The sequence below is a fragment of the Flagellimonas oceanensis genome, assembly GCF_003992595.1.
Lineage (GTDB): Bacteria > Bacteroidota > Bacteroidia > Flavobacteriales > Flavobacteriaceae > Flagellimonas > Flagellimonas oceanensis.
In genome coordinates this window covers 1-23,020 of record NZ_RZNA01000016.1, presented here as the reverse complement: position 1 = coordinate 23,020, position 23,020 = coordinate 1, and the positions used below count along the sequence as shown (strand labels likewise).

General features: G+C 43.2%; 26 protein-coding genes. 17 read left to right on the top strand and 9 right to left on the bottom strand.

All coding sequences use genetic code 11. From position 1 onward, the window contains the following. The first annotated feature begins 132 nt into the window (after positions 1–132). Positions 133–798 (top strand): uracil-DNA glycosylase, encoded by a 666-nt coding sequence (locus EO132_RS04730; protein ID WP_127136826.1) that lies wholly within the window; start codon positions 133–135, stop codon positions 796–798. Positions 799–908: 110 nt separating this feature from the next. Here EO132_RS04730 and EO132_RS04725 read toward each other — a convergent pair whose 3' ends face one another. The 5 genes from EO132_RS04725 to EO132_RS04705 form a co-directional block, all read right to left on the bottom strand. Then, the gene (locus EO132_RS04725; protein WP_127136825.1) at positions 909–1,757 is read right to left on the bottom strand and encodes a substrate-binding domain-containing protein; all 849 of its coding nucleotides are present in this window, start codon (positions 1,755–1,757) and stop codon (positions 909–911) included. 71 nt (positions 1,758–1,828) lie between these two features. After that, a complete protein-coding gene (locus EO132_RS04720) occupies positions 1,829–2,716 on the bottom strand; it encodes a nucleoside phosphorylase (protein WP_127136824.1) in 888 nt (295 codons plus the stop codon). A gap of 3 nt (positions 2,717–2,719) precedes the next feature. After that, a complete protein-coding gene (locus EO132_RS04715) occupies positions 2,720–3,652 on the bottom strand; it encodes a DUF1835 domain-containing protein (protein WP_127136823.1) in 933 nt (310 codons plus the stop codon). 143 nt (positions 3,653–3,795) lie between these two features. Further along, entirely contained in the window at positions 3,796–4,125 is a 330-nt protein-coding gene (locus tag EO132_RS04710) for a translation initiation factor (RefSeq protein ID WP_127136822.1), read from the bottom strand. Positions 4,126–4,127: 2 nt separating this feature from the next. Next, positions 4,128–5,078 (bottom strand): isopenicillin N synthase family dioxygenase, encoded by a 951-nt coding sequence (locus EO132_RS04705; protein WP_127136821.1) that lies wholly within the window; start codon positions 5,076–5,078, stop codon positions 4,128–4,130. A gap of 110 nt (positions 5,079–5,188) precedes the next feature. On the opposite strand from EO132_RS04705, the gene EO132_RS04700 reads away from it, so the two are divergent. From EO132_RS04700 to EO132_RS04670, 7 genes are all read left to right on the top strand, one after another. Beyond that, complete coding sequence (locus tag EO132_RS04700; RefSeq protein WP_127136820.1) at positions 5,189–7,168, top strand: alpha-ketoacid dehydrogenase subunit alpha/beta; 1,980 nt, start codon at positions 5,189–5,191, stop codon at positions 7,166–7,168. A gap of 111 nt (positions 7,169–7,279) precedes the next feature. Next, complete coding sequence (locus EO132_RS04695) at positions 7,280–7,762, top strand: lipocalin-like domain-containing protein (protein WP_235856379.1); 483 nt, start codon at positions 7,280–7,282, stop codon at positions 7,760–7,762. A gap of 4 nt (positions 7,763–7,766) precedes the next feature. Then, positions 7,767–8,459: a YiaD family glycine zipper/OmpA-like lipoprotein gene (locus tag EO132_RS04690; protein ID WP_127136818.1), complete on the top strand. Its 693-nt coding sequence runs from the start codon at positions 7,767–7,769 to the stop codon at positions 8,457–8,459. A gap of 163 nt (positions 8,460–8,622) precedes the next feature. Then, complete coding sequence (locus EO132_RS04685) at positions 8,623–8,952, top strand: hypothetical protein (RefSeq protein WP_127136817.1); 330 nt, start codon at positions 8,623–8,625, stop codon at positions 8,950–8,952. A 96-nt stretch (positions 8,953–9,048) separates the two neighbouring features. Continuing rightward, entirely contained in the window at positions 9,049–9,966 is a 918-nt protein-coding gene (locus EO132_RS04680; RefSeq protein WP_127136816.1) for an EamA family transporter, read from the top strand. 68 nt (positions 9,967–10,034) lie between these two features. Continuing rightward, positions 10,035–10,592: a DUF4251 domain-containing protein gene (locus EO132_RS04675; RefSeq protein WP_127136815.1), complete on the top strand. Its 558-nt coding sequence runs from the start codon at positions 10,035–10,037 to the stop codon at positions 10,590–10,592. 132 nt (positions 10,593–10,724) lie between these two features. Beyond that, complete coding sequence (locus EO132_RS04670; protein ID WP_127136814.1) at positions 10,725–11,924, top strand: PQQ-dependent sugar dehydrogenase; 1,200 nt, start codon at positions 10,725–10,727, stop codon at positions 11,922–11,924. A 3-nt stretch (positions 11,925–11,927) separates the two neighbouring features. Here EO132_RS04670 and EO132_RS04665 read toward each other — a convergent pair whose 3' ends face one another. Further along, positions 11,928–12,164 (bottom strand): hypothetical protein, encoded by a 237-nt coding sequence (locus tag EO132_RS04665; protein ID WP_127136813.1) that lies wholly within the window; start codon positions 12,162–12,164, stop codon positions 11,928–11,930. A gap of 556 nt (positions 12,165–12,720) precedes the next feature. Here EO132_RS04665 and EO132_RS04660 point away from each other — a divergent pair. The 9 genes from EO132_RS04660 to EO132_RS04620 all read left to right on the top strand — a co-directional run bounded on the left by EO132_RS04660 (position 12,721) and on the right by EO132_RS04620 (position 20,163). Continuing rightward, positions 12,721–13,443, top strand: coding sequence for a cysteine hydrolase family protein (locus EO132_RS04660; protein WP_313781223.1), 723 nt, complete (start codon positions 12,721–12,723; stop codon positions 13,441–13,443). Positions 13,444–13,821: 378 nt separating this feature from the next. Then, the gene (locus EO132_RS04655) at positions 13,822–14,403 is read left to right on the top strand and encodes a carboxymuconolactone decarboxylase family protein (RefSeq protein ID WP_127136811.1); all 582 of its coding nucleotides are present in this window, start codon (positions 13,822–13,824) and stop codon (positions 14,401–14,403) included. Between the two features lie 26 nt (positions 14,404–14,429). Further along, positions 14,430–14,897 carry a YHS domain-containing (seleno)protein gene (locus EO132_RS04650; protein WP_127136810.1) on the top strand — a complete coding sequence of 156 codons (468 nt, stop codon included), beginning with the start codon at positions 14,430–14,432 and terminating at the stop codon, positions 14,895–14,897. Between the two features lie 72 nt (positions 14,898–14,969). Continuing rightward, positions 14,970–15,386 carry a nuclear transport factor 2 family protein gene (locus tag EO132_RS04645; protein ID WP_205780312.1) on the top strand — a complete coding sequence of 139 codons (417 nt, stop codon included), beginning with the start codon at positions 14,970–14,972 and terminating at the stop codon, positions 15,384–15,386. A 276-nt stretch (positions 15,387–15,662) separates the two neighbouring features. Then, on the top strand, positions 15,663–16,559 hold the full coding sequence (locus EO132_RS04640; protein ID WP_235856378.1) for a helix-turn-helix domain-containing protein: 897 nt from the start codon (positions 15,663–15,665) through the stop codon (positions 16,557–16,559). Positions 16,560–16,569: 10 nt separating this feature from the next. Then, positions 16,570–16,947, top strand: a complete 378-nt coding sequence (locus EO132_RS04635) for a DUF302 domain-containing protein (RefSeq protein ID WP_164732272.1) — start codon at positions 16,570–16,572, stop codon at positions 16,945–16,947. Between the two features lie 224 nt (positions 16,948–17,171). After that, on the top strand, positions 17,172–17,795 hold the full coding sequence (gene lexA, locus EO132_RS04630; protein WP_164732271.1) for a transcriptional repressor LexA: 624 nt from the start codon (positions 17,172–17,174) through the stop codon (positions 17,793–17,795). Between the two features lie 20 nt (positions 17,796–17,815). Beyond that, positions 17,816–19,036: a hypothetical protein gene (locus tag EO132_RS04625; RefSeq protein WP_127136806.1), complete on the top strand. Its 1,221-nt coding sequence runs from the start codon at positions 17,816–17,818 to the stop codon at positions 19,034–19,036. 95 nt (positions 19,037–19,131) lie between these two features. Beyond that, entirely contained in the window at positions 19,132–20,163 is a 1,032-nt protein-coding gene (locus EO132_RS04620; RefSeq protein WP_127136805.1) for a hypothetical protein, read from the top strand. Here the strand turns inward: EO132_RS04620 and EO132_RS04615 are convergent. From EO132_RS04615 to istA, 3 genes are all read right to left on the bottom strand, one after another. After that, positions 20,155–20,430 carry a hypothetical protein gene (locus EO132_RS04615; RefSeq protein WP_205780311.1) on the bottom strand — a complete coding sequence of 92 codons (276 nt, stop codon included), beginning with the start codon at positions 20,428–20,430 and terminating at the stop codon, positions 20,155–20,157. The two genes, EO132_RS04620 and EO132_RS04615, sit on opposite strands and share 9 nt — an antisense overlap. Before the next feature lie 86 nt (positions 20,431–20,516). Next, positions 20,517–21,254 (bottom strand): IS21-like element helper ATPase IstB, encoded by a 738-nt coding sequence (gene istB, locus EO132_RS04610; protein ID WP_127136784.1) that lies wholly within the window; start codon positions 21,252–21,254, stop codon positions 20,517–20,519. Between the two features lie 24 nt (positions 21,255–21,278). Next, the gene (gene istA, locus EO132_RS04605; protein WP_235856376.1) at positions 21,279–22,811 is read right to left on the bottom strand and encodes an IS21 family transposase; all 1,533 of its coding nucleotides are present in this window, start codon (positions 22,809–22,811) and stop codon (positions 21,279–21,281) included. Positions 22,812–23,020 lie beyond the last annotated feature (209 nt).

Sequence of the window (23,020 nt, the reverse complement as noted above, 5' to 3'; positions counted from 1 at the left end):
CACTAAAATCCAATTCAAATGAGGAGCGACAATACCGTCATTTATATCATTGCAGGCGTGATACTCTTGCATTTTGTTGTGGGCATTGGGTATTTGATCTATAAACTGACCAAAAAGAAGTAAAGTCATCATATGGACGTAAACATTGATCCAAGTTGGAAAGCACAATTGAGCAACGAGTTTGAACAACCTTACTTTCAGCAATTGGCTGCTTTTGTGAAGCAGGAATACCAGAAGAATACTTGTTACCCAAAGGGTAATGACATTTTTTCTGCCTTTGATCATTGTCCGTTTCAAGAAACCAAAGTGGTCATCATTGGGCAAGACCCCTACCATGGCCCGAATCAGGCGAATGGATTGTGTTTTTCCGTAAAAGATGGTATCCCGCATCCGCCATCCTTGGTCAATATTTTCAAGGAAATCAAGACCGATGTTGAAAAACCGTATCCCAAAAGCGGTAACCTGGAGCGTTGGGCGGACCAAGGGGTACTTTTGTTGAATGCTACACTGACGGTTAGAGCACATCAGGCAGGGAGCCATCAGAAAAAAGGGTGGGAACAGTTCACCGATGCGGTAATCAAAACAGTTTCCAGCGAACTGGAAGGTGTTGTTTTTCTGCTGTGGGGCGGATTCGCGAAGAAAAAATCATCCTTAATCGATAAAAGCAAGCATCATATTTTAACCTCTGGGCATCCTTCGCCTTTGAGCGCCAATCGAGGGCTGTGGTTTGGCAATCAACATTTTAGTAAAACCAACGAGTTGATCGCCCAAATGGGGAAAGAACCGATTGATTGGTAAATTCTATCACCTCGAGTCTTTCGACTGCGCTCAAGATAAACCTAAGTTGAGAATTAAATTGAACCGCTTTTGGTTTATTTGGTCTCGACTGCGCTCGACCTGACATCCGTCTATTTCCAAAGGAATTCTGAAGCGTCCTTGACTTCCTCGATTAAATTAAGGTCGTGCAACCTGGACTGTACTCCATTTACCGTTGCCTCGGAGAGTTGTTCCTGTCCCCAAGTGGTTTTGGACAACCATGCTTGGATATCTTCTAACTTTTGTTCGTATCGGTTGGACAGGGTCCTGTCAATACTGGGAATTTGCTTGAATTCAGCGGTATAGGTGTTGATAACCTCCAAAACGTGTTTGATCAAGCCTTCATTTTCTTTGATGAAGGTGTTCGAAGCAGCAATTACAAAACAGGGCCATGGAGTAGGGCAGTCGCCCACACGTTTGAATGTGCCATTGTCCACAAGGGGTTTTGTGGTAAAATGTTCCCACATAAAATAGGCTCCGGAACCATTGTTTAGATTTTCCACAGCACCATCGAGGTTATTGATGATCTCAAATTGAAGCTTCTCTGTGTCCCATCCTTGGTTTTGGGCGTTGATATAGGCCATTAAGTGACTTCCGCTGCCCATTCGACTAATGGCCACCGGGTCATCTTTTATATCCGAAATGGAATTACGTTCACTTTTTGCATCCACATGGATACCCCAAAGCAAGGGAGAAGAAACGTATTCCTGAACGATTTTGCATGGATTTCCCTGTGATATACTTTTGATGATGCCTTCTGTCAAGATAATGCCCATGTCCGCCTCGCCATCTTGAAGCATTTGTGTCATTTTGCCAGTGCCTTCGGGAACGTCGGTCCACTCCAATTGAATGCCGCGGTCTTCAAATGCATTGTCCTCCATTGCCAAATGCCAAGGAAGATTGAAATGTTCTGGAACGCCGATTATTTTTATGGTTTTCATCTGTTTGGATTCTTACTGAGGTTAAAATTATGATTCCATACGGTATTTTCTCAAAAATACGCCCTGAAAAATTATACCAGTTGACTTTTGGCAATGCATTCCAAGGTGTACTGAATCAATTTGTCAATAGTTTGATGCCCTTGCGTGGAGAACTCTTTGGTGGCCCTATTGGCCAATATAGCATTTAATGAAACAGCTCGGTGTCCATGCAACTTGGCAATGCCATACATAGCGGCTGTTTCCATCTCTAAGTTGGTTATTCTTGTGTTTCCAAAGGAAAAGGCAGCTAGTTTTTCGTTAAAGTCTTTAATGGCAGGAGGTATTCGAAGTGTTCTTCCTTGTGGGCCGTAAAAACCTGAATTTGTACCTGTTGCACCAAATCGTATACGATTTGAGTTAAAAATATCGGCCAAGTCCTTATCAAAATCAACTACATAGGGGTGTATGTTATGCCCGCTCCAGTCCAAGTATTGGGTCAATGCAAGTTCCAACTCTTGGTTTTTGATGTGTCCGCAGTCGTAAAAATGCAGAAGGTTGTCAAAACCAATACCAGCGGTACTCATTAAAAAGGAATCGATCGGGATGCCAGGTTGTAACGAACCCGATGTACCGACCCGTATAAAATTGAGTTGTTTTTTAGTGTCTTTAATTTGACGTGTATCAAAATCTATGTTGGCAAGAGCATCCAATTCATTAAAAACTATGTCGATATTGTCTGTGCCGATACCCGTGGAGATAACCGTAATTCGTTTACCCAAATACATACCGGTATGGGCAAGGAATTCACGTTTGCTTTTTTGCACTTCAATGGAATCGAAGTATTTGGAAACCTCGTGTACGCGATTCTGGTCACCAACAGTGATGATAATGTTTGAGATGTCTTCTGGAAGAAGATTGAGATGGTAAATGCTCCCATCAGGATTCAGAATAAGCTCTGAACTGCCCAAAGAAGAGCTCATTTACTACAATTTTAGGATTCGGTCCGTATCGGTGTTGTACAGGAAGTTATACTTTAAAGAACCGCCCAGATACATTTGATTGTCACGCAGTTCTGAATAGTAATTAGCTTCTTGTTTTAGTACATCCAGTCCTTTTTTTGTCAATTTGACCGGGTCGAATGAACTAAAGAGTGGCTTTAACGAAGAGACCATGCGTTCGTACTGTGTATCCCCAAAACCGTAAAAACCTTGGTCGGTCAACAAATCTTTCATCAATTCGTTTTTGGACTTCGGCTTATGCTTCTTGGCGACTTCCAAAATATGGTTCTCCAAGTCGTTGAGCCCGTTTTTAATGGTTGGGAATCGTTTTAGGTGTGTTTTCAAAGCATCCGACAGATATTCGAACTGAAAATCGTTGTTGGCGATTTGGTTCTCCAGCCGAATCGGGTTGTCACTACAGTACAGTTGCCAAATATAATCGGCATACTCTATATCGTCCTGTGAAAGGACTTTTCTATTCTCGTAGAGCTCCATCAACTTCTCGTCGTTGAGCTCATTCAATCCATAAAGTTTGGTGGAACCTTCCACTTTGCCACTGCATACCAAAGAGATTTCGGCATGTCTCCTGTGTTGTTTTAGCCAACTGATCACAGCCAGCATATTGATTTGACAAAAAAGGTCGTATTCGAACCAGAGCACAATCTGGTCCTGTTGTTTGTGGTTACAAAGCGATCGATATTCCTTGAGGGTTTTCTCGATGAACCAAGACTTGGAAACTTTGTAGTTCTTGTTTAGGAATTCGAATCTTGTTTTCCAAAAAGATTCACTTCCTACGGTGGAGAGCGTTTTGCCTTCGCAAAGCATTTCCCTCCAAGTGATTACATCCCCTTTAAATTCCAAAGATTGTAATCTAGACGTGAAACTGTCCCCGTTGGTTATGTGCAACAGTGATTTCATTTTCAGCTCAGTTTTCGTTGGTTAGGAATAATAAAAGTAAGGTTTAAAGCAGGAACACAAAAATTTTTTCACAAAACATTGGTGTTCAAGCCTACTTTTTAACATGTGTAAAAAACCAATTCTTTTTTTTGAAGAATTAGCAGTTATCCACCCACGCGCTTTACGGAAAAACCGTTTTCCTTAAGAAAATCCATGATTTTATCCCGGTAATCTCCCTGTATGATAATGGCTTCGTTCTTAAAACTACCGCCCACGCCCAGGAGGGTTTTCAAGTCTTTCGTTAATTTTTTGAAATCACTGTCCGCTCCGTTGTAACCTTCCAGAATGGTCACGGGCTTGCCTTTGCGCTTTTCGTATTTACAGATAATCGGGTCGTCTTGCAACCAATATGGGGATTTCTCCTTTTCCTTTTCGGGTTCCTCTTCTGGAACATGGTCGGGGAATAAATTTTTGAGTTGATCTCCTAAATCCATATTTACTTTTTAATCAGTCCTAGTTCTATCAATCTTTCGTGCAAATATCCTCCTGCAGTAATGTCCTCAAAGGCTTTTGGGTGCTCGTCGTCAATACAATTTTCCAGGCAATTGAGTGGCATGTCACTTACGGGATGCATGAAAAATGGAATGGAATACCTGGATGTGCCCCAAAGTTCCTTGGGAGGATTCACAACTTGATGAATCGTGGATTTTAGCTTGTTATTGGAAAGTCTGGACAACATATCCCCAACATTGATCATCAATTGGTCGGGTTGGGCGATGGCGTCCACCCAATTTCCTTCGTGATCCTTCACTTGGAGTCCTTTCCCGTGGGCGCCCATCAACAAAGTGATTAAGTTGATGTCTCCATGTGCAGCGGCCCTGACCGCATTTTTAGGTTCTTCGGTAATGGGCGGATAGTGGATAGGCCTTAAAATGGAGTTCCCGTTTTTTATGTAATCATCAAAATAGGTTTCTTCCAAATCCAAGTGTAAAGCCAATGCCCGCAACACGTATTTTGCGGTTTTTTCCAGCATTTTATAGGTTTCCTTACCCACCTTGTTAAAATCTGGAAGTTCTTCTACCATAACATTGTCAGGGTATTCAGCTTCCAGTTCCGGATTATCTTCCACATATTGGCCAAAATGCCAAAATTCTTTCAGGTCGCCTTCTTTTTTGCCTTTGGCATGCTCTTTTCCAAAGGAAGTGTACCCCCGTTGCCCCCCAATACCTTCTATTTCATATTTGTCCTTTGTTTCCTGTGGGAGGTTGAAGAACTCTTTGATTTCTGAATAAAGGTCCTCGACCAATTCATCGGATAAAAAATGTCCACTCAGGGCTACAAAACCAATATCCTCGAAAGCAGCGCCTATTTCTTTGACAAACTTCTCTTTTCTTTTTGGGTCGCCCGAAACAAAATCTTTCAGGTCTACACTTGGGATAGCACTCATAATATCATCTTTGATGTCAGACCAAAAATAGGGAATATTGCTGAAGGTTTTGAAAATCCACGGTGTTTTGAAGGGCTTTTTACTACATTTATCCAACAGAATTTTATGGTATGAGATATCATGTGGGCAGCTTGGAAACCGAAAAGCTGCTGGATTTGTACAAAAGCATGCTGAAGCCTAGAATGATAGAGGAAAAGATGCTAATTCTTCTGCGGCAAGGCAAAATTTCCAAATGGTTTAGTGGAATAGGGCAAGAAGCCATCTCTGTAGGTGTCACCAAGGCGCTTAAGGAAAGTGAATACATTTTGCCGATGCACCGCAACCTTGGAGTGTTTACCTCGAGAAACATTCCGCTCAATCGGCTCTTTGCCCAATGGCAGGGTAAACAAAGCGGTTTTACCCAAGGTCGGGACCGTAGTTTCCATTTTGGCACCCAGGAATACAAGATTGTAGGGATGATTTCCCATTTAGGGCCACAATTAGGGGTTGCTGACGGTATTGCGCTAGCGGATATGCTGCGAAGAAAAAAGCGTGTCACCGCTGTTTTTACAGGTGAGGGCGCCACTAGCGAGGGGGATTTCCATGAGGCTTTGAATGTGGCTTCGGTATGGAATTTACCGGTGTTGTTCTGTATCGAAAACAATGGCTACGGACTTTCCACACCCACCAATGAGCAATATAATTGTGAACATTTGGCGGATAGGGCTCGGGGTTACGGAATAGAATCCAGAATTATTGATGGGAACAACATTCTTGAGGTATTTGCCAAAGTGGATGAATTGTGCAAGGCCATCCGCCGAAGACCCAGACCGGTGCTTCTGGAATTTAAAACGTTTCGTATGCGTGGACACGAGGAAGCTAGTGGAACCAAATACGTTCCGGACAAGCTGATGAAAGAGTGGGGCAAAAAAGACCCTATTTCCAACTACGAACGTTTTTTGTTGGAAGAAGGTGTGCTCACCGAGGAAATAATCGAAGCATACAAAGCTGAAATCACGGAAGAAATCAACAGCAACTTGCAGCTGGCTTTTGATGAACCTGAAGTTGATTGTGATCAAACCAAAGAGTTAAAAGAAGTTTATAAAGATTTTGACTATCAAAACATTAGTCCCGAATCAAACACTATTGAAAACATACGCTTTGTAGATGCCATCTCCCAAGGATTGGAACAATCCATGTACAGGCACAACGAGCTTATTATAATGGGGCAAGACGTCGCTGATTATGGTGGAGTGTTTAAAATTACAGAAGGCTTTGTACCTAAATTTGGTAAGAGCCGCGTACGGAACACCCCCATTTGTGAGTCAGGAATCGTTTCCACGGCCATGGGATTGTCCATTAACGGTATGAAGGCTGTAGTGGAAATGCAATTTGCCGACTTTGTGAGTTCTGGGTTCAACCCCATAGTCAATTATTTGGCCAAAGTCCACTACAGATGGAACGAGAAAGCCGATGTAGTCATTCGAATGCCCTGCGGTGGTGGAGTAGGAGCTGGACCTTTCCATTCACAGACCAATGAGGCCTGGTTTACCAAAACCCCTGGTTTAAAAGTGGTGTACCCCGCCTTCCCTGATGACGCAAAGGGATTGCTGAACACGGCCATCAACGACCCGAACCCCGTTTTGTTTTTTGAACACAAAGGATTGTATAGAAGTATAAAGGGTGATGTGCCTACAGATTATTATACCTTACCTTTAGGTAAAGCAAAGCTTTTGCAAGAAGGAAACTCTATTTCTGTGGTCACGTATGGAGCCGGAGTACATTGGGCATTAGAGATTTTGGAAAACCATCCAGAGATTGATGTCGACCTGATTGACCTTAGAACTTTGCAACCCTTGGATACAGAGGCTATTTTTAATTCGGTTAAAAAGACAGGGAAATTGATGGTGCTTCAGGAAGATACCCTGTTCGGTGGTATCGCAAGTGATATATCGGCGATGGTCATGGAAAACTGTTTTGAATACTTGGACGCTCCCGTCAAACGAGTGGGAAGTTTGGAGACCCCTGTGCCGTTTGCAAAGTCACTTGAAGCCAATTTTTTGCCCAAAAAGCGGTTTGAATCGGCCTTGATTGAACTCTATCAATATTAATCCATGCTTTATCCGTTTAGAAGTAAGACGGTTAGCCATTTTTTTCATAATTTAACAACTATAACTCCAACCCGAATCGTATATTTTTTGAACATTAACTTAATTCTTATGATGAAACGATCACTCTTATTTTTGACAGTGGTGGGACTTTTGCTCTCATCCTGTTCCATTTCCAAAAGCGTTAGAACACAACGTGATTTGTTCAGCGGAACCTGGAACTTGGACAATGTCCACTACGAAAATGCCTCCGGAAATTTTAAGTCTACTATTTTCAATGATGCTGAAGACATCTGCTTCGAGGATAGTGAATGGTTTTTCCGTGACAATAACAGTACCGGACGATACACTATTGCGCAGAGTTCGCTTTGCCAAGGTGGCGACCGCTTTTTCAGATGGTCCGTCGTAGAACCTGAACAAAATTACCAGAGTCAATTGCAATTCAAGTTTATTGATGAAAACCGAAAGGATATTTCGGGTGGGTATGGATACCGATTGAACATCGTTAGTCTTTCGGAGCAATCCATGACGCTCAATTCCAATGTATCGGTTGATGGTCAACCAGTGACCATAGTTTACGAATTCTCAAAAAAATAATTACATGAAAAATATAGTATTAAAAGGGGCAACGGCTTTTTTGGCGTTGACCATGATTATCAGTTGTGACGCAGTTAAAAATGCAAACAATACCCAAAAAGGTGCCGCTATCGGTGCTGGTGGTGGAGCCGTTATCGGTGGGGTAATCGGTAACAACGTAGGAAAGGGAAATACAGCCCTTGGAGCCATTATCGGAGCCGTTGTTGGTGGAGCCGCAGGTGGTTATATCGGTAACCGTATGGACAGACAAGCCGAACAAATCGAACAGGAAATCCCAGGCGCCGAAGTACAACGAGTAGGCGAGGGAATCAATGTGACCTTTAGCGGTGAAAACGGTGTGTATTTTGACACCAACAAGTCTGACATCAAAGGTGCTTCTGCTACTACTTTGGATAAGTTGGCAGGTATCTTCAAGGAATATCCAAAAACCAATATTTTGGTGGAAGGACATACCGACAGCGATGGTGCTGCCGACTATAATATGGGCTTATCTGAACGTAGAGCGCGCGCAGTGACAGGTTATTTGGTGGCCAAAGGTATTTCCAGCGGACGTTTCACTACCAAATGGTATGGTGAGGAACAACCTGTGGAAAGCAATGACACTGCCGCTGGTAAAGCAGCCAACCGCCGTGTGGAGCTCGCCATTATAGCTTCTGATGAATTAAAAGAAGAGGCTAGAGAGCAGACTGAAAATTAAAAGCTTATCACATTAAATATATGGAAGCCCGGTTTTGACCGGGCTTTTTTGTTTATAGATGTTAAATAAACCATTAAATGTGGGTTAAGCCATCAGGATTTGCGGGAATTTATTTAACTTAATGGGTATCAATCCATTAATTTTGAAAAAAACGTAGGCGCCTATGAATCATATCACCCAAAATAGTGTTGAAGAGCAAGAACTACTGGTAAGGGTGGAAAGAAACAATAGAATGATACAACGCCTATCCGAAAAACTAAGTTCATATACCTACGAGCCCAAATGTCCCCAGCGGTTTGAAAAGTTTTATGAACTCAACAAAAGCATCCAAAACTATAAAGACCTCCAAAAGCGGGTAATGTCCAAAATAAGGCAGCGTAAATTGGATCTGAAAGAAGGCCAAAACAAGGACGTGGAACACCTTTTACAATTATTCAAAAAATTGGAGAGCGATTTTGCATCCTATTTGTTCGATTTGGATAGACCTCTGTGACTTACGGAGGCAAAAAAATGATTGAAATTTATCCCAAGGCTACTTTGCTCCAAGAAACATACGTAATATTGCAGGGCTGTTAAACGGACCCAAACCATGGCAAAATCCTCGAACTCTGCTCTCGTCATCATGGCATTCTTTGCCATTTACGTTATTTGGGGCTCTACCTATCTGCTGAACAAAATAGCCGTTTTCGAGTTGGAACCGTTTATGCTGGCCAGTTGCAGGTTTACCTTAGCCGGAATTTGCATCTTTCTCTTGGCCAAGATCATGGGGATATCCCTTCGCATTACCAAAAAACAATTGCTCAACACCCTGATTGCCGGAATACTTTTTATGAGTGTGGGTAACGGTTTGGTGGTTTGGGCCTTGCGCTATGTGGATACAGGCTTCGCAGCCTTGGAAATATCGTCCCAGCCTCTCATCATCCTTATCATGATGCGAATCCTGCAAGGCAAAAAAATACAGCCCATGTCCGTGGTCGGAGTGGTTTTTGGAGTGATTGGCATTTATTTGCTGGTAAGTCAAAAGCAAATCATAGCCCAGGAGGAATCCATTGTCGGCATGATCATGATATTTTTCTGTATGCTCTGTTGGGCCTATGCCAGTCTATTTGTGGCCAAAGCCGACCTGCCCACCAATTATTTTGTGAACACAGGCTATCAAATGTTCTTTGCCGGACTCATTTTGAGTTTGATGAGCTTTGGATTCGGGGAAGAATGGTCCTCGCCCCTGGCATGGAGTGGTAAAGTGCAAATCGCCATGTTGTTGCTCATCTTTTTTGGAAGCATATTGGCCTTTACTTCCTTCAATTACCTGCTCAAGGCCGTATCCCCGGAGAAAGTGGCAACATCCACCTACGTGAATCCCATAGTGGCGTTATTATTGGGATGGTATTTTCTGGACGAACAGATCACACTACAATCCATCATTGCCGCAGCCATTCTTTTGACAGGCGTGTATTTCATCAACACCAAGAAGACATTGGCCATTTTTGAGCGCTTCAAACGTTAAGACACCGTTATTTGTCTCGGATTTGACCTGGCAATTTTGTAATTTACTGAAAGTTAACACTCTTGATCATGAAGTTTATTCTCAAAATAGGAGCCTATCTGTTATTGTTGGTGTCAGTGGCCTGTGCATCGGGCAAGGACAAAGCAACACCAGAAGAAATAGCCACTTTCGACAAAATGATATCCGACCAGCGATTTGAAATAAGGCTCACTTGGGCACAACCTATGGCAAGCCAAGGGTTGAACAGCATTGCCAATGCAGGACTTTTGCCTTTGGGCAGCACCGCCAGCCGGATAGATATTACGGGAATCGGCGCATATTTTCGTATGGTGGGCGATAGTGTCGAGGCAGACCTACCCTTTTACGGCGAACGTCAAATGGGTGGGTTCTATGATCAGGATAAAGCGGGAATCAAATTTGAGGGAATCCCCAAAGACCTTTCCTTCACTCCCAATAAAAAAGACGACGGGCAAACCATGCGGTTCCAGATAAGTCAAGATTCTGAGAATTTTCAGGTTTTTGCTCAGCTTTATCCCAATGGAAAGGGGAGGCTTACCGTTTCCAGCACACATCGAACCAATATTTGGTACCAGGGCAATCTTTCCGAATACGAGGAAGAAGAGTAGGTCGACTCAAACATCAAGTTCCAACACAAAAACCAATAACCGAATAACCAATTAAACAAATCTTAAACTTCTTCTTTCCATCATTTTGTCATAGCTTTAATGATTTAGAAACCAAAACACCTAAAAATCGATATGAAAATCTACACTTTGACCCAAAGGTCAATATTGCTGCTGATGCTTTTTGTGGCATTTGTGGCCTGTAAAGAAGACAAGGAAAGCCAGAACGAAGAATCAACCGAAGAAGTAGCAGAAAACACGGAAGAAATACCTGAATATACTGGGGATTTACCATTGGACCGTCTCAACTTCCCTGATGGATTCAGCATAGATGTCTATGCGGAAAATATTGAAGGAGCACGTTCCATGGCCATGGGAGCGGACGGTACACTGTTCGTGGGCACCCGAAACGAAGGTAAGGTGTATGCCCTAAAGGATACCGATGGCGATTACAGAGCGGATGAGACCTACACCATCGCATCCGATTTGGAACAGCCCAATGGCGTAGCGTTTAAAGACGGAGCTTTGTATGTGGCCGCCGTGAGCCGTATGTTCAAGTATTCGGATATTGAATCACAATTGAACAATCCACAACAACCAGAATTGATTTATGATGATTACCCGACCGAGTTTCACCATGGTTGGAAGTATATCGCCTTTGGCCCAGATGATAAACTATATGTTCCTGTTGGGGCACCTTGCAATATTTGTGATAGTGCTACGGTGGATAAGCGTTACGCATCCATCACTAGAATGGACCCCGATGGCAGCAATAGGGAAATCGTGGCCCATGGGGTTAGAAACACCGTAGGGTTCACTTGGCATCCCGATACCGATGAATTGTGGTTTACCGACAACGGAAGGGACATGATGGGAGACGACGTACCTCCGGGGGAATTGAACAAGTTGACCGAGGTCGGCCAGCATTTTGGCTACCCCTTCTGCCATGGCGGCACCGTAAAAGACCCAGAGTATGGCGATCAACGCCCTTGTTCTGATTTTGTACCTCCGGTTCAGCCTTTGGGTGCGCACGTAGCAGCTTTGGGCGTAAAGTTCGGCAAAGGCCCTATGTTCCCTGATTCGTATACGGGACAGGCATTCTTGGCGGAGCATGGTTCTTGGAACCGTTCCTCCAAAGTAGGGTATAGGGTAACCTTGGTAAAACTGGAAAATGGCGAAGCCGTAAGTTACGAACCCTTTATTGATGGCTGGTTGGATGAGGAATCACAGGAAGCCTTTGGTAGACCTGTGGACCTGCTTTTCCTTGAAGATGGTTCTTTGCTCATTTCCGATGATGAAGGTGATGCCATTTATAGGGTAACGTATAAAGGATAAGAATCAAATCAAATACCGAAAGTATCTGGGAATGGGCATTTGTTCCATTTTCCAGGTACTTTTTTTATTGTCTTTGTCCGTCACTTCGATAAAATAGTAGTGGGTGCCTCCTTCTGAGCGGGGAGGAATGTGTTCCACGGTAAAGACCTTGTCGTTGCATATAAAGGTATATTCCACCGTTTCCCCATTATTGTTTTCCGTGACCTGTCCGTCGTTTAGGACCAAATTGGGCTTGCCCAAAATACTGTTGCTCTTATGCCAGCAGAGATAGCGTATCCCACCGGTACGTAGCAGGTCTATTTTAATGGTGTACTGGCTATCGCCAAAATAGGCTAAAACACATTCAATATCGGTGGCTCTCCAATAGATGGTTAAGTAGGTTTAAGTAGGTTCAGGATTGGTTCAACGCCAATATACCTTCTGTATTGTGGCTAAACCCTGTTTCTTTTTCCCCATTGCGCGCCCATAAGCCAACCGACCATGAAAATAATCCATCCTAACAATACCAAGCATATTACCTGTAAGGTGTTTATGGTTTCAAGTGTAGTCATAATCTTATTTTTTTACTAAACTACAGGTTACGTAATTATTTTGCGCACCCAATTGACGGATGCCCCTTTTGAATTGAGGAATGCCCCATTTCAAGCAACAAAAGTTCAAAACGGATAAAAACCAAGGGGAAAACTGTCCATCGAGTGGCGAAGTTCGTCCATTTTTTCGCCCATGGCATTGCCGCAACTTTGTTCCATCAAAATTTAAGTTTAATCAGTTAAAGAAAAATACCATGAAAAATTTGATGCGAACACTAACACTGTTCTTGATTACCGTAACGGGCGTGTATGCCCAATTGCCAGAACCCGGTTTTACCATTGACGGAACCACCGCCATTGTCATTACCGACCCACAAAACGATTTCCTTAGTCCCGATGGTGTGGCTTGGGGTGCCGTGGGACAAAGTGTTCAGGAGAACAACACCATTGAGAATCTCGAGACCATTTTTAAACTGGGCGAAGAGTACAACATTCCTGTATTTATTTCTCCCCATTATTACTACGAGCACGATCACGTGTGGAAGTTCGAGGGAACTCTTGAAAAACTGATGCACAACATCAGCATGTTCGATCGTGGGGACCAATTGAACGTAGAAGGATTCGAAGGTTCTGGAGCCGATTGGTTGCCCCGCTACAAAAAGTACATCAACAAGGATAGGGTAGTAGTGACCAGTCCCCACAAAGTGTTTGGTTCCGAATCCAACGATTTGGCCCTGCAGTTGCGCAAACAAGGGGTAGACAAAGTGATCTTGGCAGGAATGTCAGGTAACCTGTGTGCTGAATCCCACATGAGGGAATTGGTGGAAAACGGTTTTGAGGTTGCCGTTGTGGGCGATGCCACCGCATCTGCCAAATTGCCTGGATTGGACGGCGACCAAGCTGCCCAGACCAACTACAAAATGATTTCCAGCCGTGTATTCACTACCGATGAATTGGTAAAGGAACTGAAAATGCACCCGATGAAATAAAACGCAAGAGTGTTTGTGATGTATGATGATGCAGTTGAGTGACGAAGGGTCAAACCATAGGTTTGGCCCTTTGTTTTTGGTCGATGTTTAGTTATTGAAGATGGTATAAATACCATGGTTTTCGTCAACCTGAACTTGTTTCAGGTTCTCATAGTGATTTGTTTATCAGTTTGGTGGGATTCTGAAATAAATTCAGAATGACGCTCTTCGGTATTTTTTGAAAGCTACTTTTTCTATACAGTGGTTCAACAAAATATTTCACTTCAGGAAAATTGTCCAAGGAGTTGCGGCATCTGTCCATTTTATCGCAGCGGGTACCGCCGCACCTTTGTAATGTCAAAAATGACAAACCATTTATTCATTAAAAAACAGAAAGTTATGACACATTTACAAGCATTGGATCCAAAGGAAGCAACTGGAAGATCAAAAGAATTATTTGAAGGCATCCAAGCCAAATTGGGCATGGTGCCCAACATGATGAAAACCATGGGCAACTCCTCCGTGGTTCTCGAAGGCTACTTGAACCTCAGCGAAATCTTGGGCAAAGGATCCTTGGGCGGAAAACTGGGCGAATTGTTGGCCTTGACCGTGGCAGAGAACAACGCCTGCAACTATTGTTTGTCCGCACACTCCTTTATCGGTGAAAAATTGGTGGGTATCGATACAGCGACTCTTGAAACCGCTAGGGAAGCCATCAACAACGACCCAAAAATCGCTGCTGCGCTTCAGTTTGCGAAAACTTTGATCGAAAAGAACGGACGTGTTTCTGCCGAAGATGTGGACACTGTAAAAGCCTCCGGCTATTCCGATGGTGCCGTAGGGGAGATCGTGGCACACGTAGCCTTGAACATCTTTACCAATTATTTCAACAACACGGCCAATACCGATATTGATTTTCCTGAAGTGAAAGCCAAGATCAAACCAGATTTTCCAGTGGCCGAAGCTACCCTTTTGAAATAATCAAAACCCATATAAATCAAATACAAATGAAAACGTTTAGAAATCTATTTCTTTTTGGAATCGTATTGTTTGCCACTATCAGCGTGCAGGCACAGATCTCCCCAGTGGACGACAATGGTCTGGCGATTGGCGGATACGATGTGGTCTCCTATTTTTCAGGAGCTGCAAAGCAGGGCAGTAAAAGTTATGCCGTAAAGCACAACGGCGCTACCTACTATTTTGCCAGCAAGGCGAATCAGAATGCCTTTAAAAAATCCCCGAACAGTTATTTGCCCGAGTTCGATGGCTATTGTGCTTGGGGCGTAGGTGCCAAGGCTGTGAAGTTTCCCATCAATCCGGAAACCTATACCGTAATCGATGGTAAACTGTACCTGTTCTTCAACGGACCCTTCAACGGAGAGCCTTTCAATACCTACGAAGATTGGGGAAAACGCACCACGGAGCTCAAAAAAGCGGCACACGCCAATTGGCCCACCGTGAAAAACAGTAAGTAGTTTTAATTAGCTGATAGGGTAGGGACCCCGCCATAGGTTCCTGCCCTTTTTCAATCTAAAAAAATCAAGATCATGGACATAGAGAAAAAATACCCGCTGCCTCCCTTTACCGAGACCACCGCACGCGAAAAAGTACAATTGGCCGAGGATGCCTGGAACAGCCAAGACCCCGAAAAGGTAAGCAAAGCGTACACCGTGGACACCCAATGGCGCAACCGTTCCCAGTTTGTGAACGGCCGTGAGGAAGTGGTTGCCTTTTTGACGGAGAAGTGGCGAAAAGAAAAAAATTACAAATTAAGAAAGGAACTATGGGCCTTTACCGACAATAAGATTGCAGTTCGTTTTGAATACGAATACCAAAATGCCGAAGGAGCGTGGATTCGCGCATATGGAAACGAGAATTGGGAATTCAATGCGCATGGGCTTATGCAAAAGCGCTATGCCAGTATCAACGATTTGCCGATAGACGAATCGGAGAGAAGACTTTGATAAAATGTCAGGTCGAGCGCAGTCGAGACCGCTTAAAAGTAATTGAGACAAAAGACTTCTCGACTTGAGTTTATCTTGAGCGAAGTCGAAAGGCTCGAAGTGACAAGACTATATAGAAACTGTCAGTTCGAGTTTTTTCAGAATGAAAAAGTATCGAGAACAAGGTTTTCGGAACATAAAAACTCATTTCTCGATACAATTTTTGGCCCTTGGCCCAAAAACCACTCGAAATGACAGACTTCTGATAACTGATCATTGATAATTGAAAACTGTTTATTGAACATTGACATGGACATCTACAACACCAACACGCTCATCGACGAACAGACCGGGAACCTGGCCTTTAAACTATCTACTTTTGAAGATAGCTGCCAGTTCTGCGACACGCACCGGTTGAATCATTATTCCTTGATCTGGATAAAAAAGGGGAGGGGTACCGCCCAAGTGGACTTTATGGAGTACACGTTTACGCCAAATACCCTAATTGCCGTAACGCCCTATCAACCTTTTACCTTGACCGAGGAAGAACCGTTGGAGGGCGTGGTGTTGAATTTCCATCCCGATTTTTTCTGTATCCACAAGCACCACGAACAAGTGGCCTGCAATGGAGTGCTTTTCAACAATATCTATGCTCCACCCACGCTTTGCGTTACCGAAACTATGTCCCAACAGTTTGAGTTGGTACTGGAGCAGATGTACACCGAAGTACAGAAATCGGAGCTGGCGCAGTACGAGCTATTGGTCTCCTACCTGAAGATATTTTTGATTACCGCCTCCCGTGCCAAGGCCAAGCAGCAGCCCGAAGCTTTGGAAGGCACCCCGGACGAGAAAGAGCCATTTATCCTGCAAAAGCTCAAAAACCTGATAGAGACCCACTACAAATCCATGCACTCTGCCGGGGAGTATGCCGATCTGCTGAACATCAGCCCCAAGGCACTCGCCAAGATGACCAAGAACCATTTTAACAAGACGATGACCAACCTGATCAGCGAACGGATCATTATCGAGGCGAAGCGCGAGCTGTACTTGACCAACAAAACGGTAAAGGAGATTGCCTACGACCTTGGGTACGACGATGAGCACTACTTTAGCCGATTTTTTAAGAACAATGCGGACATCTCGCCCAAAACCTATCGCGAAACGGTGGGCTTTGCCCGTGCCGCCATGGCGTAACCAGCTTCCGATGAAAGCACATGTGATCCACCAAACCCTGCCGCTGCCCTTTGGGCAGTTGTACGGCGCCTTGAAAAAACGCATTGTGGAGCACGGTTTTTTGCTCCTGCACGAAATAGACACCCAGGCCATTGTGGCCAAACATGGGGTGCGCATTGCTCCCTTGCGGCAATTGCTCTTTTTCCACCCGAACTATATTGCGGAGATCATGGCGAACGATCCCTTGGCCATAAACGATATCCCCCTAAAACTGGTATTGTGCCAATTGGATGCCAATACCACCCAACTGAGTTTTAAAAACCCTGTGGGCAGCTTACAGGACTATGGGTTGAAGCCCGAAATGGCAGCCGAGTTGTTGAAGCGGGTGCAGGGAATACTTTCTTTTTAGGGAGGGTTGGATTTTTGGATTTTTTGGAATGTTGGAGAAAGCCCTTTAGGGCTTTTTTTGTGAGGTTACGGATTTTCGTAAGTAATTTCATGTTCACATCTTTACTTTTAACTAAGGAGCAGCACTGACAAATCATCTAAAGATCATACACTAAGTTGATAACTAGGTTGATAAGTAATTTGTTTAACATGAAAATGAAGTGTATAAATAATGTATTATTGTGTATGCTTACAAAGTTTAGTGATAAAGAAATATTGGCAATCAAAGTTATTAGAGAGTTTCTTCATGATTACGGGGTTATGCCTAGTGTAAGAGAGTTGATGCACGAATTAGGATATAAGTCCCCAAGATCGGCTGCTTTGACTTTTAAAGCTCTTGAGGAAAAAGGCATTCTAAGAAAAAGGGGAAATGGAAGCTATCAACTAATCGAATTTGAAATACCTGAAAGTTTTGGAACTAGAGAACAAACTGTAAACATTCCTCTACTTGGCAGAGTCGCTTGTGGTATCCCAATATTCGCACAAGAGAATATTGAAGCGGAAATTCCTATTTCTTCTAAAATGATTAAGAATGGGCAACAATATTTTATCCTTAAAGCTATTGGAAACTCTATGGATAAAAAAGGTATTGAAGATGGAGATTTAGTTCTAATTAGGCAGCAGCAATTTGCTGAAAATGGTGATTTGGTAGTGGCTTTGATAAATGATGAAGCTACAATTAAAGAGTACAGCAACAAAGGGAATGTAGTTGTTTTAAAACCAAGGTCGACTAATGAAAAACACCAACCAATTATTTTAACTACAGATTTTAGAATTCAAGGAGTAGTGGAGGAAATTATTAAATTTTAAAGGTTGAAAAATTTATAAAGATGGAAAAGTTTAAAAAAAGAGAGATAAATAAAAAAGGTTTTCTTGAAAACGATAATGGAATCAAAATTAGCACCTTGCTATCATTGATAAAAGAAAATCAATATTATGGAGATATAATTGATTATTTCAACGTAGACCCTGACAGTTCAGAACTAGTTCAAATCAAAGGCTCGCAAACTCTTTATACAGTTGTTAAAGGGCTAAATGATAAATTTAAAAAAGTAGATTTAGTAAGTAACCTCAAAAATTTATCTTTTGACTATGAAAATGGTTTTTCGATAAAATTTGATGAATTAAAAACCGATTCCTATTTTGACGATTATCATTCAGATTCAATTTCAGTACGACCTATTCATTCAGGACAAAGAGACTTTTTTGCTAACCTTTATGAAATAGACAAGTATGCAAGCAGGTTAATAAATAAAGGTTTTGGAGATGTTTTGGATATGAATTTATCACTCCTTAAGGAAAAGGACGAACATATTAAAAAGTATAGACTTCTCCATGATGTTAAAGAAGATTCTTTTTATCTACGAGCCATAGTTTCTGAGGATCGATATTTTAATTATGATAACAGCGTTGCAGTAGTTTTGGCTCTTTTGAAACTTCACTTCGAAACGAAAGAGTCTGGAGTAGAATATGAACTATATTCATGTGAGTTCAACGAGTCTTTTATTAGAATGTTCTTTAGAACATCTGAACTTAAGGAAATCCAAGGAGTTGGCTATTTAGAAAACACCTTGCAGGTCTCAAATGATGAGATAAAACGGGAAGCTTTAAAGTTTGCCAATATTTGTTCTATTTTATTTGAGGATTCGGAAGCTAAATCTCAAAGTCTGTTTATTAAACCAAAAGATGTTAAATCGAAAGTTTTATCCATAACCCACGGAACAGGACCAAAAAAAGCATTCTTGAATTTAGAAGACTTTGTGAGGTCTAAAGAAATATTTGAAAACATTTTTGAGGAAATAAAGGTAATTACAAAAATTAAAAATCATAACCAAATTCTACACCTTCTAAGAGAAAAAATAGAAAATTCAAATACCGAAGAAATAAAAAGAAGTAAAGAAGAGTTAAAAAAGATTTTGTATAAAGATATCAAAACTACCTCTCAATTATTAGAAACATTTAATAAACTCATATTGCTGGAAGGATTGGAAATTGATGCAAAGGAATATTTGCGGTATAAAATTTATGAAGCGCTTGTTGATAGAAAATAAATGGATACTTAGACTTTTTCCTTATTGATTACAATCGTTTTGAAGAACCTTTTTCTTTAAATAATTATATCAAAGGAAAATTAATTTAGAAAATAATGGCTGATATTTCATCTCCTAGAGAAGCATTATTAAATAAAGTAACGAATATTTTAGAAACGCCTTTGGAAGACTTAATTAGTAATTCAAAAGCTGATTTAAACAAAGGTGTGCTTATTTACAATGAAATTAAACCTAAGATAGAAGAGCTCAAAGGTTATTTAAGTTTGTTAGATTTAAATAAGTTACAAGCATTGCCTGATTTTAGATTTAAAATGCTGGAAACTAAGTTAGAGCCAATATTTCAAGAATTAAATAAAATTCAAGGTGTAGATAAGAACCCAAATCAACCAGATAGGCAGCAAAAACAAAACTCCATACATTTTTTTAATCTTCCAATAAACAACGGTGGAAATAATTATTATGAAAAGGAAAAGGAGGGTATTTGGAAAATCATAGTTGAGGCGATAACTCTAGAAAACCAGCAACTCCACAATCAGGCTGACCCAAGCGGTTTTCGAAAAGAATTATTGGAGATTTTAGATAAATCCAGAAAAATTGAAAACGAAATAGAGAGCGTTTTAAATTCAGCTAAAACAGAATTATCCATAGGAGGTGTAAGTGTACATGCGGATATTTTTGGAAATCAAGCAGGAGTTCATAGTGGATTAGCCAAAAAATGGAGGCTTGGTGCTATATGTTTGTTACTTTTCAATGCTATTTTAGTTATTTCTATTTTAGTACTTGTAACATTTTTTTTGGAGGATCAATCCGTAAGAATTGAAGTTGGAATATTTGGGGCTGTATTAGTATCCTTAGTATCCTATGGCGTTGTTTTGTGTGCTAAAAACTTTTTTGCAGAAAAGCACAATCAAAATGTTAACCAACACCGAGCGAACTGTCTGGGAACTTACAATACATTTATAGATTCTGCTGATGAAGAAAGGAAAGCTGCAATTCTATTGCATGCAACCAACACAATTTTTTCACATCAAAGATCTGGATATTTGACTAGAGATACGGATACAAACAACCCAAACCCAATATTAGAAATCGTTCGTAATGTTGTTACTAATCCAAAATCAGATTAATTTAATCCCCCCAATCTCCTTTAACCCCAACCCCGTTAATTCTTTAATGGTGGCATCGTCATAGCCTTTGGCTTTCATCTTCTTTGCAATTTCAAGGGAATTCTCTTTTTTGGCTCGCTTTTTCTCGGTATCAATCTTAAATTGTTCCAGTTCCTGCCTTTCGGGGCCCATAATTTCAAACAGGCCACTTTTTTGCAGCTCGTCCATCACACCTTGGTCGGCAAAACTGGTGTAGTTGGTCTCGGTGATCACCAAATGGTCCAGCACCTCTGGCTATTTCGGAGTGATGGTGCCACCTGTTTCGGTCAAACAGTGCCACTTTGAAAGATCCTTCAATAATACAAAAAAATGTGTCAATCGTTTTTTAAAATTCCTTTTCTTAAGCTTTCCCCTTTTAGGTCCAACCTGTGGGAGGAGTTCACTATCCTGTCCAATATGGCGTCGGCAATTGTGCTTTCCCCGATAATATCGTACCAAGCCGATACGGGTATCTGGGAAGCTATAATGGTGGAAGCCTTGTTGTAACGGTCGTCTATGATATCCATCATGGCCTCCCGGGCATGGTTGTCAAAGCTCTGCAGGCCAAAGTCGTCCAGGATCAACAGGTCGGTTTTCAGGAGCTTGTCCAGTTCCTTTAGATAGGTGCCGTCCACTTTGCAGAGTTTCAGTTTTTTAAGTAATCTTGCCGTATTGGCATATATGGCCCTGTGTTCCATCATACATGCCTGGTGGCCCAGTGCCTGTGCCAGATAGCTCTTGCCCGTTCCCGAGGCCCCTGTGAGGATGATGTTTTCCTTGCGGGCCATAAAATCCAGGGTCCCCAGGCGGGCGAACATGTTCCTGTCCAGGTTGCGCTGTTGGTCATGTTTCACCTCGGCCAGGTTGGCGGACTGTGCGAACCCCGCCTGTTTGAGCAGCCGCTGGATCTTCCTGTTCTGGCGGTCCTCCCATTGGTGGTCCGTGAGCAGGGCCAGGTATTCGTCCGCGGTAATGTCGGGCGAACCGTTGTCCCTTACGTGCTGTTGGTGCAATTGGGCCATGGCGGTAAGGCGCATCTGTTTGAGTTTTTCGATCGTCTGTTCATTGTTCATAATATATCGGATTTAAGTTAATGATCATTGATAAGCGGAGGCGCCACGTATGTTCCCGTGGTCCGGGATGTGGCTCTTGTCCTCTTCCAGGTCCCTGTAGAACAGGGAGCTTTTGTCCAGGTTGTTCTTCAGGATGTTCCTGATGCGCATATAGGTGGCGGCATCCGCCTGAAGGGCCCTTTTACAGGCATTGTCCAGGCGTTGCGAACCGTAGGCCCTATGGAGCTGTATGACCCCCATCGCCCGTTTATATCCTATCTCCGGGTAGTCCCCCTTTGACAGTATCGTCTCCACACAGCCCAGCACATGGTCGCCATGGCGGGCCGCTTTCCTTTTAAAGAACTCCGGGCTCCAGTCGCTATAATATTTATGGGTACTGCCCAGGTGCTCTTTTTTGGTATTATAGCTGCCCTTTTCCGGGTGGCGCCCGTGCAGCGCGATCCGCCGCTGGTGGTAATGGACCTCCACCGTGGAACCCGTATAGTGGATTGTGGTCTCCTTCCCGATATAACGGTAGGGGACGCTGTAATAGCTCTTGTCCGGGGAGAAGTACACATAGCCCATCTTCTGGACCTTTGCCCTGCGATAGTCCTTTAGCTGGTAAGCACTCCCGGGCAGGGGCTTGAGGTATTCCCGTTCCACGGATTGGAACAGTTCCCTGCGACTGGCCTCCTTGCGTTTGAACAATAGACCGTTATAGGCCACCAACAGGCGCTTTATCTCCCGGTTCAGGTCGGCCAGGGAGAAGAACACCATTTCCCGCATCGGGTAATAGATGCGCTGATAGGCAAGGTGCACGGCGTTCTCCACCAGGGCCTTGTCCTGCGGGGAATACCCCCGGGCGGGGTTTATGGCGCAGTTGTAGTGCCGGGCAAAATCCTTGAAGCTCCGGTTGATGTCCGCCTCATATCTGCTCGCCCTTGTCACCGCGGATTTCAGGTTGTCCGATACAATGGCCTTGGGCACGCCACCGTAATAGTTCAGGGCATTGGTGCAACAAGCGATCAGGTCCTCCCGTTTTTGGCTCCTGCAGGCCTCCACGTAGGTATACTGGCTATTGGGAAGGATGGCCACGAACACTTCCACCGGGACCACTTCCCCTGTGTCCCTCTCGACCATATGCAGTTTCTTGCCCGCGAAGTCGATGAACAGTTCCTTGCCGGGGTCGTGCTCGAGCTTCATCGAGCCTTTTATCTTTGCATATTTACGGTGGTAATGTTCCAGGAACTGGGTATAGCCATAGGGATCCTTGGCCGTTCCGACATAATCCTGGTAATGGTGGAGGAAGGTGAAGCCGGGGTGGTTCCTGGCCCTGTTGATCCCCTCGAAACAGCGCATGAGCTCGTCGTAGCGAACATTGTCTATGGTCGTATGGGATGGGAAGAGTGCCTCCAGGGCCCCATTGTCAAGGGCGAGCAATTCCTTAAGGGAGCGGTCGCAGGCCCCGAACAGGCGCATATAGCTGTTCACCGTGTTACGGGATATCCCTAGGGTGGCACCTATCTTGCGGTTGCTCAGCCCATCGAGGTGAAGGGAAATAATCTGTTTTAGGTCCATCGGATCAAGTGTATTGGCCATATCGCTTGTTTTTGAGCGACAAGGTAATTGTTACTTGATCTTTCAAAGTGGCACGGATCGAACCGATATCACTGGCACAAAACGAACCGAAACGGATCGGGCCGCCCGCCAAAAGTGGCACAGATCAAACCGAAATGCCTGGCACTATAACTCCGAAATGGGTGGCACAAAACGAACCGAAGTATCCA

Bases quoted from the DNA above. Each gene is read 5' to 3' on its own strand.
- EO132_RS04730 (WP_127136826.1), top strand. From the start codon at position 133: ATGGACGTAAACATTGATCCAAGTTGGAAAGCACAATTGAGCAACGAG.
- EO132_RS04725 (WP_127136825.1), bottom strand. From the start codon at position 1,757: ATGAAAACCATAAAAATAATCGGCGTTCCAGAACATTTCAATCTTCCT.
- EO132_RS04720 (WP_127136824.1), bottom strand. From the start codon at position 2,716: ATGAGCTCTTCTTTGGGCAGTTCAGAGCTTATTCTGAATCCTGATGGG.
- EO132_RS04715 (WP_127136823.1), bottom strand. From the start codon at position 3,652: ATGAAATCACTGTTGCACATAACCAACGGGGACAGTTTCACGTCTAGA.
- EO132_RS04710 (WP_127136822.1), bottom strand. From the start codon at position 4,125: ATGGATTTAGGAGATCAACTCAAAAATTTATTCCCCGACCATGTTCCA.
- EO132_RS04705 (WP_127136821.1), bottom strand. From the start codon at position 5,078: ATGAGTGCTATCCCAAGTGTAGACCTGAAAGATTTTGTTTCGGGCGAC.
- EO132_RS04700 (WP_127136820.1), top strand. From the start codon at position 5,189: ATGAGATATCATGTGGGCAGCTTGGAAACCGAAAAGCTGCTGGATTTG.
- EO132_RS04695 (WP_235856379.1), top strand. From the start codon at position 7,280: ATGAAACGATCACTCTTATTTTTGACAGTGGTGGGACTTTTGCTCTCA.
- EO132_RS04690 (WP_127136818.1), top strand. From the start codon at position 7,767: ATGAAAAATATAGTATTAAAAGGGGCAACGGCTTTTTTGGCGTTGACC.
- EO132_RS04685 (WP_127136817.1), top strand. From the start codon at position 8,623: ATGAATCATATCACCCAAAATAGTGTTGAAGAGCAAGAACTACTGGTA.
- EO132_RS04680 (WP_127136816.1), top strand. From the start codon at position 9,049: ATGGCAAAATCCTCGAACTCTGCTCTCGTCATCATGGCATTCTTTGCC.
- EO132_RS04675 (WP_127136815.1), top strand. From the start codon at position 10,035: ATGAAGTTTATTCTCAAAATAGGAGCCTATCTGTTATTGTTGGTGTCA.
- EO132_RS04670 (WP_127136814.1), top strand. From the start codon at position 10,725: ATGAAAATCTACACTTTGACCCAAAGGTCAATATTGCTGCTGATGCTT.
- EO132_RS04660 (WP_313781223.1), top strand. From the start codon at position 12,721: ATGCGAACACTAACACTGTTCTTGATTACCGTAACGGGCGTGTATGCC.
- EO132_RS04655 (WP_127136811.1), top strand. From the start codon at position 13,822: ATGACACATTTACAAGCATTGGATCCAAAGGAAGCAACTGGAAGATCA.
- EO132_RS04650 (WP_127136810.1), top strand. From the start codon at position 14,430: ATGAAAACGTTTAGAAATCTATTTCTTTTTGGAATCGTATTGTTTGCC.
- EO132_RS04645 (WP_205780312.1), top strand. From the start codon at position 14,970: ATGGACATAGAGAAAAAATACCCGCTGCCTCCCTTTACCGAGACCACC.
- EO132_RS04635 (WP_164732272.1), top strand. From the start codon at position 16,570: ATGAAAGCACATGTGATCCACCAAACCCTGCCGCTGCCCTTTGGGCAG.
- lexA (WP_164732271.1), top strand. From the start codon at position 17,172: ATGCTTACAAAGTTTAGTGATAAAGAAATATTGGCAATCAAAGTTATT.
- EO132_RS04625 (WP_127136806.1), top strand. From the start codon at position 17,816: ATGGAAAAGTTTAAAAAAAGAGAGATAAATAAAAAAGGTTTTCTTGAA.
- EO132_RS04620 (WP_127136805.1), top strand. From the start codon at position 19,132: ATGGCTGATATTTCATCTCCTAGAGAAGCATTATTAAATAAAGTAACG.
- istB (WP_127136784.1), bottom strand. From the start codon at position 21,254: ATGAACAATGAACAGACGATCGAAAAACTCAAACAGATGCGCCTTACC.
- istA (WP_235856376.1), bottom strand. From the start codon at position 22,811: ATGGACCTAAAACAGATTATTTCCCTTCACCTCGATGGGCTGAGCAAC.